At 68.1% G+C, this 14152-nt stretch carries 9 protein-coding genes; 6 read left to right on the plus strand and 3 right to left on the minus strand.

Features of this window, described 5'->3' with window-relative positions; translation table 11 throughout:
* The first annotated feature begins 64 nt into the window (after positions 1-64).
* Both HTA01S_RS08340 and HTA01S_RS08345 read left to right on the plus strand, forming a co-directional pair.
* Entirely contained in the window at positions 65-1471 is a 1407-nt protein-coding gene (locus HTA01S_RS08340) for a S1 family peptidase (protein WP_068169187.1), read from the plus strand.
* Positions 1468-2430 carry an FHA domain-containing protein gene (locus tag HTA01S_RS08345; RefSeq protein WP_068169190.1) on the plus strand — a complete coding sequence of 321 codons (963 nt, stop codon included), beginning with the start codon at positions 1468-1470 and terminating at the stop codon, positions 2428-2430. The genes HTA01S_RS08340 and HTA01S_RS08345 overlap by 4 nt, the downstream gene beginning before the upstream one ends.
* Positions 2431-2451: 21 nt before the next feature.
* Here HTA01S_RS08345 and ligA read toward each other — a convergent pair whose 3' ends face one another.
* From ligA to smc, 3 genes are all read right to left on the minus strand, one after another.
* Positions 2452-4557 carry an NAD-dependent DNA ligase LigA gene (gene ligA / locus HTA01S_RS08350; protein ID WP_068169193.1) on the minus strand — a complete coding sequence of 702 codons (2106 nt, stop codon included), beginning with the start codon at positions 4555-4557 and terminating at the stop codon, positions 2452-2454.
* Between the two features lie 115 nt (positions 4558-4672).
* Positions 4673-5863 carry a cell division protein ZipA C-terminal FtsZ-binding domain-containing protein gene (locus HTA01S_RS08355; RefSeq protein WP_068169197.1) on the minus strand — a complete coding sequence of 397 codons (1191 nt, stop codon included), beginning with the start codon at positions 5861-5863 and terminating at the stop codon, positions 4673-4675.
* A 34-nt stretch (positions 5864-5897) separates the two neighbouring features.
* A complete protein-coding gene (gene smc / locus HTA01S_RS08360) occupies positions 5898-9419 on the minus strand; it encodes a chromosome segregation protein SMC (protein WP_068169200.1) in 3522 nt (1173 codons plus the stop codon).
* 161 nt (positions 9420-9580) lie between these two features.
* Here smc and dapC point away from each other — a divergent pair, with 161 nt between their 5' ends.
* The 4 genes from dapC to dapE all read left to right on the plus strand — a co-directional run bounded on the left by dapC (position 9581) and on the right by dapE (position 14147).
* Complete coding sequence (dapC, locus tag HTA01S_RS08365) at positions 9581-10804, plus strand: succinyldiaminopimelate transaminase (protein WP_068169202.1); 1224 nt, start codon at positions 9581-9583, stop codon at positions 10802-10804.
* A gap of 48 nt (positions 10805-10852) precedes the next feature.
* On the plus strand, positions 10853-11677 hold the full coding sequence (gene dapD, locus HTA01S_RS08370) for a 2,3,4,5-tetrahydropyridine-2,6-dicarboxylate N-succinyltransferase (RefSeq protein WP_068169206.1): 825 nt from the start codon (positions 10853-10855) through the stop codon (positions 11675-11677).
* A gap of 137 nt (positions 11678-11814) precedes the next feature.
* Positions 11815-12975: a PilT/PilU family type 4a pilus ATPase gene (locus tag HTA01S_RS08375; RefSeq protein ID WP_068169210.1), complete on the plus strand. Its 1161-nt coding sequence runs from the start codon at positions 11815-11817 to the stop codon at positions 12973-12975.
* The gene (dapE, locus tag HTA01S_RS08380) at positions 12975-14147 is read left to right on the plus strand and encodes a succinyl-diaminopimelate desuccinylase (protein WP_068169213.1); all 1173 of its coding nucleotides are present in this window, start codon (positions 12975-12977) and stop codon (positions 14145-14147) included. Before HTA01S_RS08375 ends, dapE begins: the two co-directional genes overlap by 1 nt.
* The last annotated feature ends 5 nt before the right edge of the window (positions 14148-14152 follow it).

Genomic DNA, 14152 nt, shown 5'->3' on the forward strand with positions numbered 1-14152 from the left:
GCCGCAGACAGAGGCAACCGGCCCCTGCTTTAGACTGGCTCACCGCTTGTTACAGCACGCCTCCATGTCTTTCTTCACCCCGTTTGCGCCCGCCTGTCTTGCCCTCGGGCTCCTCCTGAGCACACCGGCCACTCTGGCCCAGGACAAGGCACCGGCCAACGCCACCACCGAAGCCCCCTCGGTGGCACAGGCCGCCCTCCCCGAACCCTCGTCGTCGGCGCGTGCGCTGTTTTCCCGCTCCAAGGACGGCATCGTGCAGGTGCGGGTGCTGCTGGCCAGCGCGGGCGAGCAGTCGTCGCTGGGCTCCGGGTTTCTGGTGCGCGACGACGGCGCCCAGGGCGCCTGGGTGGTGACGAACTACCACGTGGTGTCGGCGCTCGCGATCGACCCGCAGAAGTACCGCATCGAGCTGCGCGGCAGCAACCAGCGCGTGGCCCGGGCCCGGCTGGTGGCCCTGGACGTGGTGCACGACCTGGCCGTGCTGCGCACCGAACCCGAGGCCAGCGCCAGCAACACCGCCTGGCAGGTGCTCACGCTGCGCGAGGCTCCGCTGGTGCAGGGCAGCAAGGTGTTTTCGCTCGGCAACCCGCTGGAACTCGGGTTCCTGATCTCCGAGGGCATCTACAACGGCTCGGTGGAGTCCCGGATCTACGAACAGATGCTGTTTTCGGGCGCGCTCAATTCGGGCATGAGCGGCGGCCCGGCCATCGACGAAAACGGCCAGGTGGTGGGCGTCAACGTGGCCACCCGCCGCGACGGTGAACAGCTGAGCTTCCTCGTGCCCAAGCGCTATGCGCTCGACCTGCTGCAGACCGCCTGGCGCAACGACGGCGGCGCACGCCCGGAATGGCGCAGCGAGATCGCCCGGCAGTTGCTGACCCACCAGCACTTCGTGGCGGGCAAGCTGCTCGACCCCGCCGCCAGTGCCGCGCCCAGTGGTGCCGGAGCGCAGGCGGGCTTCTCCAGCCAGGTGCTCAGTGGCCGCCCGGTGCCCACGCTGGACGGCAACCTCACCAAGTGCTGGGCCAGCGGCATGGACGGCGAACGCCTGCGCTACCAGCGCGATCGCCTGAACTGCGACCTGCAGTCCGAGCTGTTCGTGCGCGGCAACCTCCACACCGGCAGCCTGAGCATCGGCCACACCCTGCTGCGCAACGACCGGCTGGCCACCCCCCAGTTCCTCGCCCTGGGTGCGCTGGGCAGCCCCGGCTGGCGCGGCTTTGGCCAGGGCACGGGCGAGCTCACGCGGGCCGAATGCCAGGACGACTACGTGCAGACCACCAGCCATGTGTACCGCGTGGCCATCTGCGCGCGGGCCTACCGCAAGTTCGAAGGCGTGTATGACTACAGCGTGCAGGCCACCCAGGTGGACGACGCCCGGGAACGGCTGAGCAGCCACATCGACCTGCGCGGTTTTTCGTTTGACAACGCCCAGCGCCTGGGCCGCATGTTCCTGGAGCGGCTGCAATGACCTGGTTTGTCGAACATGTGCACCGCGATGGTTCGGTGCTGGCCCGGGTGGCGGTGCACGGCGAGGCCTTTCGCATCGGCCGCGCGCTGGACAACGACCTGGTCCTGGACGACGCGCACTGCGCGGCGCACCACGCGTGTCTGCGCCTCCAGGCCGACGGCAGCGCCGTGCTGGAAGACCTGGGCAGCGTCAACGGCATCGCGCGGCACCCGGGCAAGCCCGCCGGGTCGATCGCCATCACCGGCGAGCAGCCGCTGCGCGTCGGGCAAAGCCTGCTGCGGGTGCGGTCCACCGACTGGCCGCTGGCGCCCGAAAAACCGCTGTCTTCACGCACGGTATGGCCCTGGGCCCTGCTCGCCTTGGCGGCGGTGCTGGGCTACAGCGCCTGGGAGGTCTGGCTCAGCGACCTGAACGACAAGTCGCCCCCTTACCTGTACGTGCTGAGCGGCGTCGCCGCCGTGTTTGGCATCTGGAGCGCCGCCTATGCGCTGTTCGGCCGGCTCATCAGCGGTGTCGACCGCTTCTTTTCCCACTTGCTGATCGCCTGCTGCGGCTACCTGTGCGCGGAAGCCATCCACGCGGGGCTGGAGTCGCTGGCCTTTTCCACCGGCTGGCTGTGGCCGCTGCAGATCGCGCCCTATGTGCTGATCGTGGTGGTGGCCCTGGCGGTGCGCCAGCACCTGCGCCTGGCCGACCCCCGGCACTGGCCCACCACGCGCTGGGGAGTGCTGGTGGTCACGGTGGGCGCCTTCCTGGTGCCGCTGGGCCAGACCTGGATTTCGCAGCAGCGGCTGAGCGACATCCAGACCATGGAAGAGATTGCCCACCCCGGCTGGCGCCTGGCCCGGCCCGTGCCGGTGGGGGATTTCAGCGACCGCGCGGCCGCGCTGCAACAGCGCGTGGACGCGGCACGCAGCGCACCGACAGACGAAGAAGCGTCGTGGTGGGAAGAAGACTGAACGGCTGAGCCGCCCCTGGCTTCAGGCGTCGCCGGTTGAGGCGTCCGCACCGGGCGCGAGCAGGGCCAGCATGGCGGCCTCGTCGAGCACCGCCACACCCAGGTCGTGTGCCTTGTCCAGCTTGCTGCCTGCCTCGGCGCCGGCCACCACGTAGTCGGTCTTCTTGCTCACCGAGCCCGCCACCTTGGCGCCCGCGGCTTCCAGCAGGTCTTTGGCCTGATCGCGGCTGAGGGTCGGAAAAGTGCCGGTCAGCACAAAGGTCTTGCCCGCCAGCGGTTTGGGCACCTGCGCCGCGGGCTCGCCCTCTTCCCAGGTGACGCCACAGGCCCGCAACTGCTCCACCACCTCGCGGTTGTGCGGCTGCTCGAAGAAGGTGCGGATGCTTTGCGCCACCACCGGCCCCACGTCGTTCACCTCCAGCAACTGCTCGACCGTGGCGTCCATGATGCGGTCGATCTGACCGAAGTGGCGCGCCAGGTCTTTGGCCGTGGCCTCGCCCACATGGCGGATGCCCAGGCCGAAGAGGAAACGCGGCAGTGTGGTGTGTTTGGACTTTTCCAGCGCGGCCACGATGTTCTGCGCCGACTTGTCGGCCATGCGGTCCAGGCTGGCCAACGCGGTGAAGCCCAGGCGGTACAGGTCGGGCAGGGTCTTGACCACGCCCGAGTCCACCAGCTGTTCCACCAGCTTGTCGCCCAGGCCCTCGACTTCCACCGCACGGCGGTGGGCGAAATGCAGGATCGCCTCCTTGCGCTGGGCGCCACAGAACAGGCCGCCGGTGCAGCGGTAGTCGACCTCGCCCTCCTCGCGCACGGCATCGCTGCCGCACACCGGGCACTGGCGCGGCATGGTGAACACCTCGGCGCCTTCGGGCCGCTTTTCGGGCAGCACAGCCACCACCTCGGGGATCACGTCGCCCGCGCGGCGCACGATCACCGTGTCGCCCACGCGCACGTCCTTGCGGCGCGCTTCGTCCTCGTTGTGCAGGGTGGCGTTGGTCACCGTCACGTTGCCCACGAACACCGGCGCGAGCTTGGCCACCGGCGTGAGCTTGCCGGTGCGTCCCACCTGGACGTCGATGGCGAGCACCGTGGTCAGCTGTTCCTGCGCCGGGTATTTGTGCGCCACGGCCCAGCGCGGCTCGCGCGTGACGAAACCGAGCCGGCGCTGCAACGCGAGCGAATTGACCTTGTAGACCACGCCGTCGATGTCGTAGGGCAACTGGTCGCGGCTGGCGCCGATGCGCTGGTGGAAGGCGACCAGCTCGTCGGCCCCCGTGGCCACCGCTGTCTGCTCGGCCACAGGAAAGCCCCAGGCCTTGAGTTGCATGAGCAATGCGTAGTGGGTGTCGAACACCGGGCCGCCCTGCTCCGGCGGCGTGATCTCGCCCAGGCCGTAGGCGAAGAAGCTCAGCGGGCGCTGGGCGGCAATGCCCGAGTCCAGCTGGCGCACCGCGCCGGCCGCGGCGTTGCGCGGGTTCACGAAGGTCTTTTCGCCCTTGGCACCGGCGGCGATCTTGGCGCGCTGCTTCTCGTTGAGCGCGTCGAAATCATCGCGGCGCATGTAGATCTCACCGCGCACCTCCAGCACCGGCGGAGCGTCGGACGGCAGGCGCAGGGGAATCTGGCCGATGGTGCGGATGTTGTTCGTCACGTCCTCGCCCACCTCACCGTCGCCCCGCGTGGCGGCCTGCACCAGCACGCGGTTTTCATAGCGCAGGCTCATGGCCAGGCCATCGAACTTGAGCTCGGCCACGTAGGCCACCGGCGGGTCGGCCTCGGCCAGCCCCAGCGCGCGGCGCACGCGGGTGTCGAATTGGCGCGCGCCGCTGGGTTCGGTGTCGGTCTCGGTGTTGATCGACAGCATGGGCACGGCGTGACGCACCGGCGTGAACGCGTCCAGCACCCGACCACCGACACGCTGGGTCGGCGAATCCGGCGTCAACAGCTCCGGGTTCGCGGCTTCGAGCGCCTGCAATTCGCGGAACAGCCGGTCGTACTCGGCATCCGGAATCTCCGGCGCGTCCAGCGTGTAGTACAGGTGGGCGTGGTGGTTCAGCTGCTCGCGCAACTCGGCCGCGCGTTCGGCCGGCGCGGGCTCAGAGGAAAAAAGATCAGAAGTGCTCATGCAGACAAGATCACACAGCGAATGAGGGGAAGTCAACCGAGGATGCCGCGGAACCGGCTCTGCCGGGCCGCCAGCATCGCCCCCTGGGGGGTCACGCGAAGCGTGGCGGGGGGGGTCAACTGAATAATCTTCGGGCCTGCGGCGAACCGGCCGACAGGTCGTGGCTGTCCAGAGCGTCGTACAGGCTTTCCAGGTCGGCCCCGATGCGGTCCATGGTGTCGGTGGACAGCATCTGTCCGGCATCGTCGGTGACCACGCCGTCCATGGCTTCGGCCAGCGCGATCGCGGCCTGGCGCATGCGCACGAACGGCTGTTCGCTGCGCGGCACGTGCGTCACTTCCAGCGACAGCGCGATCTCGCGCAGCGCGCTTTGTTCGGGGTCTTCGGCCATGGCGGCCTGCGGGTCGAACACCAGGCTCAGGATGGGCGCCTGCCCGCTCTGGCTGCCCGCCAGCACCATGCGCCCGGGCAAGGCACCGGCCACGAAGCCGAGCCGGGCGGCGTTCTGCGCCACATAGCCCGGGCTCCAGGCGGCGCGGCGCGCCCGCAACACGAAACCGAGCTGGGCATCGTGTCCGCTGGCGAAAGCGTCGAGCTCGCGCGCACGGGCCACTTCGGCCCGCATGTCGGGGAAATCGGGGGTGGCACCCACGGCGTCGGCGAAAGCCTGGGCCTTCACGACGAACTCGGAGAACTCGATGTCGTTGAGCGCGCCGGCGCGGTTGGCCAATTGCACCCCGGCCTGCAGCGCGCGGTAGCGCTGGCCCGCGCGCGGGCTTTCCCACTCGCCGGTGGTTTCGCTTTGCCCTTCCACGGCGAACGGTTTGCTGCCCACGCGGCGCGTGCCCGGCAGCGCGGCCAGCAAGGCGTCGCCCGACACCTCGCCATCGAGCAGCATCGGCGTGATGACGTCAATCAGGGCGTCGAGCGCGGGCTTTTTCTCCGGCACATGGACCACGTTGCTGAGGGTCACGGGCACCACCGGTGGCCCCGGGTGGCGGGCCTCCTGGGGCGGCTCGTCGCTGGCGGCGACCGGTGACGGACCGTCGTCGAGCACGGGTTCGATGCGTTGTGAGATGTCCAGCCCCGGCCCGGTGTGCGACCGCTCGGCGAGGTCCACCGGGGCGGTGTCGTCGAAGCGTCCGGTCTGGGCGCCGCCCTCGTAGGCGCCAGGCGCGGCGTCCTGCGGCCCGCGCTCGCGTGCCGTGCGGGGCGCGCTCTTGCTGGTGACCCAGGCGTTGTAGGCCACCACGCCCGCCAGCACGAGCCCTCCGATGATGGCCAGACTGAGTTGCAGTGTGCTCATGGTGCGAGGAGAAATGGGAGGTGGGGTGGGGTGCTCAGGAGGCTTCGAGCATGCCGGCGGCGGACTCCATGTCCACCGCGACGATACGCGAAACGCCCTGCTCCTGCATGGTCACACCGATCAGCTGTTCGGCCATTTCCATGGCGATCTTGTTGTGGCTGATGAACAGGAACTGGGTGCCCTGCTTGCTCATGCTGGTGACCAGCCGGGCGTAGCGATCGGTGTTGGCGTCGTCCAGCGGCGCGTCGACCTCATCGAGCAGACAGAACGGTGCCGGGTTGAGCTGGAAGATGGCGAACACCAGGGCGATGGCGGTGAGCGCCTTTTCACCACCCGAGAGCAGGTGGATGGTCTGGTTCTTCTTGCCGGGCGGCTGCGCCAGCACCTGCACGCCCGCGTCCAGGATTTCCTCACCGGTCATCACCAGCCGGGCGTTGCCGCCGCCGAAGAGCTCGGGGAACATGCGGCCGAAGTGCTCGTTGACGGTGTTGAAGGTGCTGCCCAGCAGGTCGCGGGTCTCGGCGTCGATCTTCTTGATCGCGTCTTCCAGCGTGTTCATCGCGTCGTTCAGGTCGGCCGACTGGGCGTCCAGGAAGGTCTTGCGTTCGCGCGCGGCGGTCAGCTCGTCCAACGCCGCGAGGTTGACCGCGCCCAGCGCCTGGATCTCGCGGTGCATGCGATCGATCTCACCCTGCAGACCCGTGAGCCGCACATTGCCTTCGGTGATGCTTTGCGCCACCGCGGCCAGGTCGGCCTGGGCTTCTTCGAGCTGCTGGCTGTATTGCTCCACGCCCAGGCGCGCGGCCTGTTCCTTGAGCTGGAACTCGGTGATGCGGTTGCGCAGCGGATCGAGTTCGCGCTCCAGCTGCAGGCGGCGCTCGTCGCTGGCGCGCAGCTTCATCGTGAGGTCGTCGTACTGGCTGCGCAGGGCCCCCAGGGTCTGCTCGCGTTCGAGCTTCACGGCCAGCACGTTCTGCAACCCGGCCTCGGCGGCGGCGGCGCTCAGGCGGGCCAGTTCGTCGGTGGCGCGCTGTTCTTCATCGACCAGCGACTTTTCCTGCGCGGCCGCGGTTTCCAGCGAACGCTGCAGCTCGCCCTGGCGCGCCTGCAGGCTGCGCAGGGCGAAGGTGGCTTCCTGCGCGCTGCGCTCCAGCGAGCGCTGCTGCTCGCGGGCGGCATTCAGCGCGCGTTCGGCGTCGATCACCTGGTCGTCGAGCTGGGCGTGGCGTTCCTGGCTGTCGGCGAGCTGCATGTCCAGCTCTTCAAAGCGGGCTTCGGCGGTGACCCGGCGTTCCTGCAGCTCATCGAGCTGGGCGTCCACCTCGGCGAGGTCGACGGCGATCTGCTCGCTGCGCGCACGGGTCTGCTCGGCCAGTTGGGTCAGACGCAAGGTCTCGACCTGCAGCTCGTGCGCGCGGCTGCGGGTTTCGGCGCCTTCGCGGCGCGCGCTCACCAGGCGCTGCGAGGCGTCGGTGTAGGCCGCTTCCGCGCGCACCAGGGTCGTGCGGGCCTGCTCGGCCATCAGCGCCTGGGCGCGCAACTCTTTTTCCAGGTGTTCGATTTCCTGCGCCCGGGCCAGCAGGCCGGCCTGCTCGCTGTCGGGCGCGTAGAAGCTCACGCTGTGGGCGCTGACCGCGTGGCCGCTGGGCACGAAGATCACCTCGCCGGCCTGCAGCTGGGTGCGCTGCGCCATCGCCTCGTCCAGATTCGCCGCGGTCAGGCAACCCTGCAGCCAGTCGGCCAGCAGGGCCTTTTGCCCCGCGTCGTTCAGGCGCAGCCAGTCGGCCAGGGGCTTGAGGCCGCTGGCGCTGCCCGTGGCCACCCCGGCGGACACCGGGCTGTAGAAAGCGAGTTTGGCGGGCGGTGCATCGTTGCCGAAGGCTCGCACCATCTCCAGCCGCGACACTTCGAGCGCGCCCAGGCGCTCGCGCAACGCGGCTTCGAGGGCGTTTTCCCAGCCGGTTTCGATATGAATGCGGCTCCACAGGCCCTGCAGGCCATCGAGCCCGTGTTTGGCCAGCCAGGGCTTCAATTTGCCGTCGGTCTTGACCTTGTCCTGCAGCGCCTTGAGCGCTTCCATGCGGGCCGACAGGTCGGACTGTTTCGCCGATTCCTGGTTCACCGCCTGCTGGGCGGCGCGGCGGTCCTCGTCGAGCTGGGGCACGCTGTCCTGCAGTTCGTGCAGCACGGCGTCGGCCAGTTCGGCCGCTTCCTGGGCCACCGCCAACTGGCTCTGCGCGCTGAGCAGGCGCGCCTCGTCGGGCGCGGCCAGGGCGTTGCGGTCGGCCATCAGGCGTTCGCGGCGCTGGTTGAGCTGGCGGCTCTGCTCTTCCACGTTGCGCTGCTCGGCGGCCAACACCTGGATCTGCTGCTGCACCTGGGTGACGCTGCCGCGTTGCTCGTTGGCGCGGTTCTGCGCCTGGCGCAGGCCGTCTTCCAGCGCGGGCAGCGCGCCGGCCTGCTCCTCGCCCTGGGCGGCGAGCACCACCGACTTTTCCTCGGCCTCGACCACGGCCTCGGCCAGTTGCTCCAGTTCGACGCTGGCGTCCTGGCTGCGTGTGGACCACGAGGCCATCTGCTCCTTCAGTTGCAGCAGGCGCTGTTCCACACGGGTGCGGCCTTCGACCACGAAGCGGATCTCGGCTTCAAGCTTGCCCACCTCGGCGCTGGCCTCGTACAGCTTGCCCTGCGCCTGGTTCACCTGGTCGCCCGCGGCGTAGTGCGCCTGGCGGATGGTCTCCAGCTCGGATTCGATGCGGCGCAGGTCGGCGGTGCGCGACTCGAGGTCGTTGACCGCCTGGGCGGCGTCGGTCTTCACCTTGACCTGATCGGCCTCGGCTTCGCTGCGTTTCAGGAACCACAGCTGCTGCTGCTTGAGCGTGGCGCCGGCCTGCAGCGTGTTGTAGCGGGCGGCCACCTCGGCCTGTTTTTCCAGCTTGTCGAGGTTGGCGTTGAGCTCGCGCAGGATGTCTTCCACCCGGGTGAGGTTTTCACGCGTGTCGGCCAGCCGGTTGGCCGTTTCGCGGCGGCGCTCCTTGTATTTGGAGACGCCGGCGGCTTCTTCGAGGAACAGGCGCAGCTCTTCGGGCTTGCTCTCGATGATGCGGCTGATGGTGCCCTGGCCAATGATGGCGTAGGCACGGGGTCCCAGGCCGGTGCCGAGAAACACGTCCTGCACGTCGCGGCGGCGCACCGGCTGGTTGTTGATGTAGTAGCTGCTGGTGCCGTCGCGCGTGAGCACGCGCTTGACGGCGATTTCCGTGAACTGGCCCCACTGGCCGCCGGCGCGGTGGTCGCTGTTGTCGAACACCAGCTCCACACTGGAGCGGCTGGCGGGCTTGCGATTGTTGGTGCCGTTGAAGATCACGTCCTGCATGGACTCGCCACGCAGTTCGGACGCCTTGGATTCGCCCAGCACCCAGCGCACCGCGTCCATGATGTTGGACTTGCCGCAACCGTTGGGGCCCACCACGCCCACCAATTGACCCGGCAGCATGAAGTTGGTGGGTTCGGCGAACGACTTGAAGCCGGACAACTTGATCGAATTGAGACGCACGGGAGTTCGGTCGCAGGACGCTAACTGTTTGATTTGAAACGAAAATCCGGCCACACCCGGGGCCGGATCGCAAGCCGCATGATACCGTGTCCACCCGCCCTGGGGCCTGTACCCGACCCCACGCCGACGCCGCTGCGCACGCCCCCGGGATAATCGACCCCATGAATCCCAAGTTGTCTCTCCTGCAGCCTTATCCCTTTGAACGGCTGCGCCAGCTGTTTGCGGGCGTCACACCCAACCCCGACTACCGGCCCATCAGCCTGGGCATCGGCGAACCCAAACACGCCACACCCCAGATGCTCAAGGACGCGCTGGCCGCCGCGCTCGACACCGGACTCACCGGCTACCCCGCCACCGCTGGCGAACCGGCCTTGCGCGAGGCCTGCGCGGGCTGGCTGCAGCGGCGCTACGGCGTCACGGTGGACCCGGCCACCCAGGTGCTGACGGTCAACGGCTCGCGCGAGGCGCTGTTCTCCTTTGCCCAGACCGTGATCGACCCCACCCAGCCCGGCGCGACGCTGGTGTTTCCCAATCCGTTCTATCAAATCTACGAGGGCGCGGCCCTGCTCGGCGGCGCCCAGCCGTATTACGTGGCAAGCGACCCGGCGCGCAACTTCGCGGTGGACTGGGACAGCGTGCCGGACGAGGTCTGGGCCCGCACGCAGCTGATCTTCGTGTGCTCACCCGGCAACCCCACCGGCGCCGTGATGCCGCTGGACGAGTGGCAAAAACTGTTCGAGCTGAGCGACCGCTACGGCTTCGTGATCGCCTCGGACGAGTGCTACAGCGAGATCTATTTCCGCGACGAGCCGCCCCTGGGCGGGCTGGAGGCCGCGGTGAAGCTCGGCCGCACGGACTTCAAGAACCTGATGATGTTCACCAGCCTGTCCAAACGCAGCAACGTGCCCGGCCTGCGCAGCGGTTTCGTGGCCGGCGACGCGGCGCTGATCAAGCCTTTCCTGCTCTACCGCACCTACCACGGTGGTGCCATGAGCCCGGCGGTGCAGGCCGCCAGCCGGGTGGCCTGGGGCGACGAAGCGCACGTGGTGGACAACCGCCGCCAGTACCGCGAGAAGTTCGCCCAGGTCACGCCCCTGCTGGCCTCCGTGCTGGACGTGGCGCTGCCCGATGCGGCGTTTTATCTCTGGGCCGGTGTGCCGGACGTTTTTGTCGACCGGGTGCCCGGCCTGAGCGCCGACGAGGCCTTCGCGCGTGAGCTGCTGGCTCAATACAATGTGACGGTTTTGCCGGGCAGCTACCTCGCCCGCGAGGCGGGGGGCGTCAACCCTGGCCGGGGCCGCGTGCGCATGGCGCTGGTGGCCGAACCCGCCGAATGCCTGGAAGCCGCCGGGCGCATCAAGGCGTTCGTGTTCCACAACGACTGATCCTCTCTCTTCTTTTCATCTCCGTTCATCCCAACTGTCCGAGACACCATGACCCAACAACTGCAGACCCTGATCAACAACGCCTGGGACAACCGCGCCGACCTCTCCCCCGCTTCCGCCCCCAAGGAGGTGATGGACGCCGTGGACCACGTGATCAGTGAACTCAACGCCGGCACGCTGCGCGTGGCCACACGCGAAGGCGTGGGCCAGTGGACGGTGCACCAGTGGATCAAGAAGGCCGTGCTGCTGTCGTTCCGCCTGAAAGACAACGAGCTGATGCGCAGCGGTGACCTGGCGTTCTACGACAAGGTGCCCACCAAGTTCGCCGACCTGAGCGAAGCCGAGATGAAAGCCACCGGGGTGCGCGTGGTGCCGCCGGCCGTGGCGCGCCGCGGCAGCTTCATCGCGAAGGGCGCGATCCTGATGCCCAGCTACGTGAACATCGGCGCCTATGTCGACGAAAACACCATGGTCGACACCTGGGCCACCGTGGGCTCCTGCGCCCAGATCGGCAAGAACGTGCACCTCTCGGGCGGCGTCGGCATCGGCGGTGTGCTGGAACCGCTGCAGGCCGGCCCGACCATCATCGAAGACAACTGCTTCATCGGGGCACGCTCCGAAGTGGTCGAAGGCGTGGTGATCGAAGAGAACTCGGTGATCTCCATGGGCGTGTACATCGGCCAGAGCACCCCGATCTACGACCGCGCCACCGGCGAGGTGAGCTACGGCCGCGTGCCATCGGGCTCGGTCGTTATCAGCGGCAGCCTGCCCAAGGACGGCGGCAAATACAGCCTCTACGCGGCCATCATCGTCAAGCGCGTGGACGCGCAGACGCGCGCCAAGACCAGCTTGAACGACTTGTTGAGAGACTGAATTTGCCCCCCCCGTCGCTGCGCTCCGCCCCTCAAGGGGCAACACCTGCGGACTGGCAAAGCCAGATCCGCGGTGTTCCGGGTTGGGGCACGGTCGCCGATGAGTTTTTCTATTTTTGAGTTCTTGAAAGGTCTGGAATGAGCAGCGGAACCATGGAACGCATCCTGCGCCTGATGGCCGAAAAGAAGGCTTCGGACGTCTATCTCTCGGCGCATGCGCCGGCCATGATCAAGATCAATGGCCAGACCATCCCGATCAACAGCCAGGTGATGCCGCCGGACGCGCCCGGCAACCTGCTCGCCGAGATCGTGCCGGCCACGCGCATCGAAGAGCTGCATGAGACCGGCGAGCTCAACATGGCCGTGCCGCTGGAGGGCGTGGGCAACTTCCGCGTCAGTGCCTTTCGCCAGCGGGGCAACTACGCCGTGGTGATCCGTTTCATACCGGGTGACGTGCCCACCCTCGACTCGCTCAACGTGGCGCCGATCCTGTCCGAGCTGATCATGGAAAAACGTGGTCTGGTGCTCATGGTGGGCGCCACCGGCGCGGGCAAGTCCACCACGCTGGCGGCCATGATCGACCACCGCAACGACCGCTCCACCGGCCACATCCTCACCATCGAGGACCCGATCGAGTACGTCTACCGCAACCGCAAATCGGTGATCAACCAGCGCGAAATCGGCACCGACACCCAGTCTCTGCAGATCGGTCTGAAAAATGCACTGCGCCAGGCCCCCGATGTGATCCTGATCGGCGAAATCCGTGACCGCGAAACCATGTCGGCGGCGATTGCCTATGCCCAGTCGGGCCATCTGTGCCTGGCCACGCTGCACGCCAACAACAGTTACCAGGCGCTCAACCGGATCCTGAGCTTCTATCCGGTGGAAGTGCGTCCCACCATGCTGGGTGACCTGTCCTCCGCGCTGCGCGCCATCGTCTCGCAGCGCCTGCTGCGCACGCACACGGGCGGGCGGGTGCCGGCCATGGAAGTCATGCTCAACACCGCGCTGATCGCCGACCTGATTCAGAAAGCCGACTTCTCCGGCGTGCGTGAAGCGATGGAAAAGTCGCTGGCCGAAGGCTCGCAGAGCTTCGAGCAGGACCTGTCCCGGCTCATCGTGGACGGTCTGGTGTCGCGCAACGAGGGCCTGGCCCACGCCGACTCGCCCAGCAACCTCATGTGGCGTCTGCAGAACGACTTCAACACCTCGCGCAGCAACCAGCAGGCCACGCCGAACGAAGAGGAAAACGGCGACAGCGCCACCTTCACCGAGTTCACCCTCGACGTCAAATTCTGATGACCGCCACCCTGCGCCTGACCGAAGAACTGATCGCCCGCGCCTCGGTCACCCCCCTGGACGCGGGTTGTCAGGCGCAGCTCGCGTCGCGCCTGTCGGCCCTGGGCTTCGCCTGTGAAACGCTGGAGAGCGGCCCAGCCGATTTCCGCGTGACCAACCTCTGGGCCCGCCGCGGCCGCGGCGACCAGCCGACCCTGGTGTTCGCCGGCCACACCGACGTGGTGCCCACCGGCCCGCTGGAGGCCTGGGCCAGCGACCCGTTCGTGCCGTCGCACCGGGACGGCAAGCTCTATGGCCGTGGGGCCAGCGACATGAAAGCCTCGCTGGCGGCCATGGTCGTGGCCTGCGAAGAATTCATCGCATCGAACCCAGCCCCCGGCATCGACATCGCCTTCCTGCTCACCAGCGACGAAGAAGGCCCGGCCAACGACGGCACGGTGATCGTCTGCCGCGAACTGCAAAGGCGTGGTGAGCGGCTGGACTGGTGCATCGTCGGCGAGCCCACCTCGGTGGAGCGCACCGGCGACATGATCAAGAACGGCCGCCGCGGCACCATGAGCGGCAAGCTCACGGTCAAGGGCATCCAGGGTCACATCGCCTACCCGCAGCTCGCCAGGAACCCCATCCACATGGTGGCGCCTGCCCTGGCCGAGCTCGTGGCCACCGTCTGGGACGCCGGCAACGCCTTCTTCCCGCCCACCAGCTGGCAGATCAGCAACATCCACGGCGGCACGGGCGCGAGCAATGTCATCCCCGGCACCGTGGTGATCGACTTCAACTTCCGCTTCTCCACCGCGTCCACGCCCGAAGGCCTGCAGCAGCGCGTCGCGGACATCCTGCAGCGCCAGGGACTGCGGGCCTGCACGGATTTTGATCTGGACTGGACCGTGGGCGGCCTGCCTTTTCTCACCGAACCCGGCCCTCTGGTCGACGCGGTGCGTGCGGCCATCCGGGCCGAGACCGGCATCGACACCCAGCTCTCCACCACCGGCGGCACCAGCGACGGGCGTTTCATCGCCCAGGTCTGCCCCCAGGTGATCGAACTCGGCCCGCCCAACGCCACCATCCACAAGATCGACGAACACGTTGCGGTGGCCGACATCGAGCCGCTCAAGAACATCTACCGCCGCACCCTGGACCAACTGGCCCGACAGGCCGGCACCGGTTGCTGACCCGC

It is taken from the genome of Hydrogenophaga taeniospiralis CCUG 15921, from assembly GCF_001592305.1.
GTDB classification, from domain to species: Bacteria; Pseudomonadota; Gammaproteobacteria; order Burkholderiales; family Burkholderiaceae_C; genus Hydrogenophaga; species Hydrogenophaga taeniospiralis.

Excerpts from the sequence above, each read along its gene's own strand:
- HTA01S_RS08340 (WP_068169187.1), top strand. The coding sequence starts at position 65 with ATGTCTTTCTTCACCCCGTTTGCGCCCGCCTGTCTTGCCCTCGGGCTC.
- HTA01S_RS08345 (WP_068169190.1), top strand. The coding sequence starts at position 1,468 with ATGACCTGGTTTGTCGAACATGTGCACCGCGATGGTTCGGTGCTGGCC.
- ligA (WP_068169193.1), bottom strand. The coding sequence starts at position 4,557 with ATGAGCACTTCTGATCTTTTTTCCTCTGAGCCCGCGCCGGCCGAACGC.
- HTA01S_RS08355 (WP_068169197.1), bottom strand. The coding sequence starts at position 5,863 with ATGAGCACACTGCAACTCAGTCTGGCCATCATCGGAGGGCTCGTGCTG.
- dapC (WP_068169202.1), top strand. The coding sequence starts at position 9,581 with ATGAATCCCAAGTTGTCTCTCCTGCAGCCTTATCCCTTTGAACGGCTG.
- dapD (WP_068169206.1), top strand. The coding sequence starts at position 10,853 with ATGACCCAACAACTGCAGACCCTGATCAACAACGCCTGGGACAACCGC.
- HTA01S_RS08375 (WP_068169210.1), top strand. The coding sequence starts at position 11,815 with ATGAGCAGCGGAACCATGGAACGCATCCTGCGCCTGATGGCCGAAAAG.
- dapE (WP_068169213.1), top strand. The coding sequence starts at position 12,975 with ATGACCGCCACCCTGCGCCTGACCGAAGAACTGATCGCCCGCGCCTCG.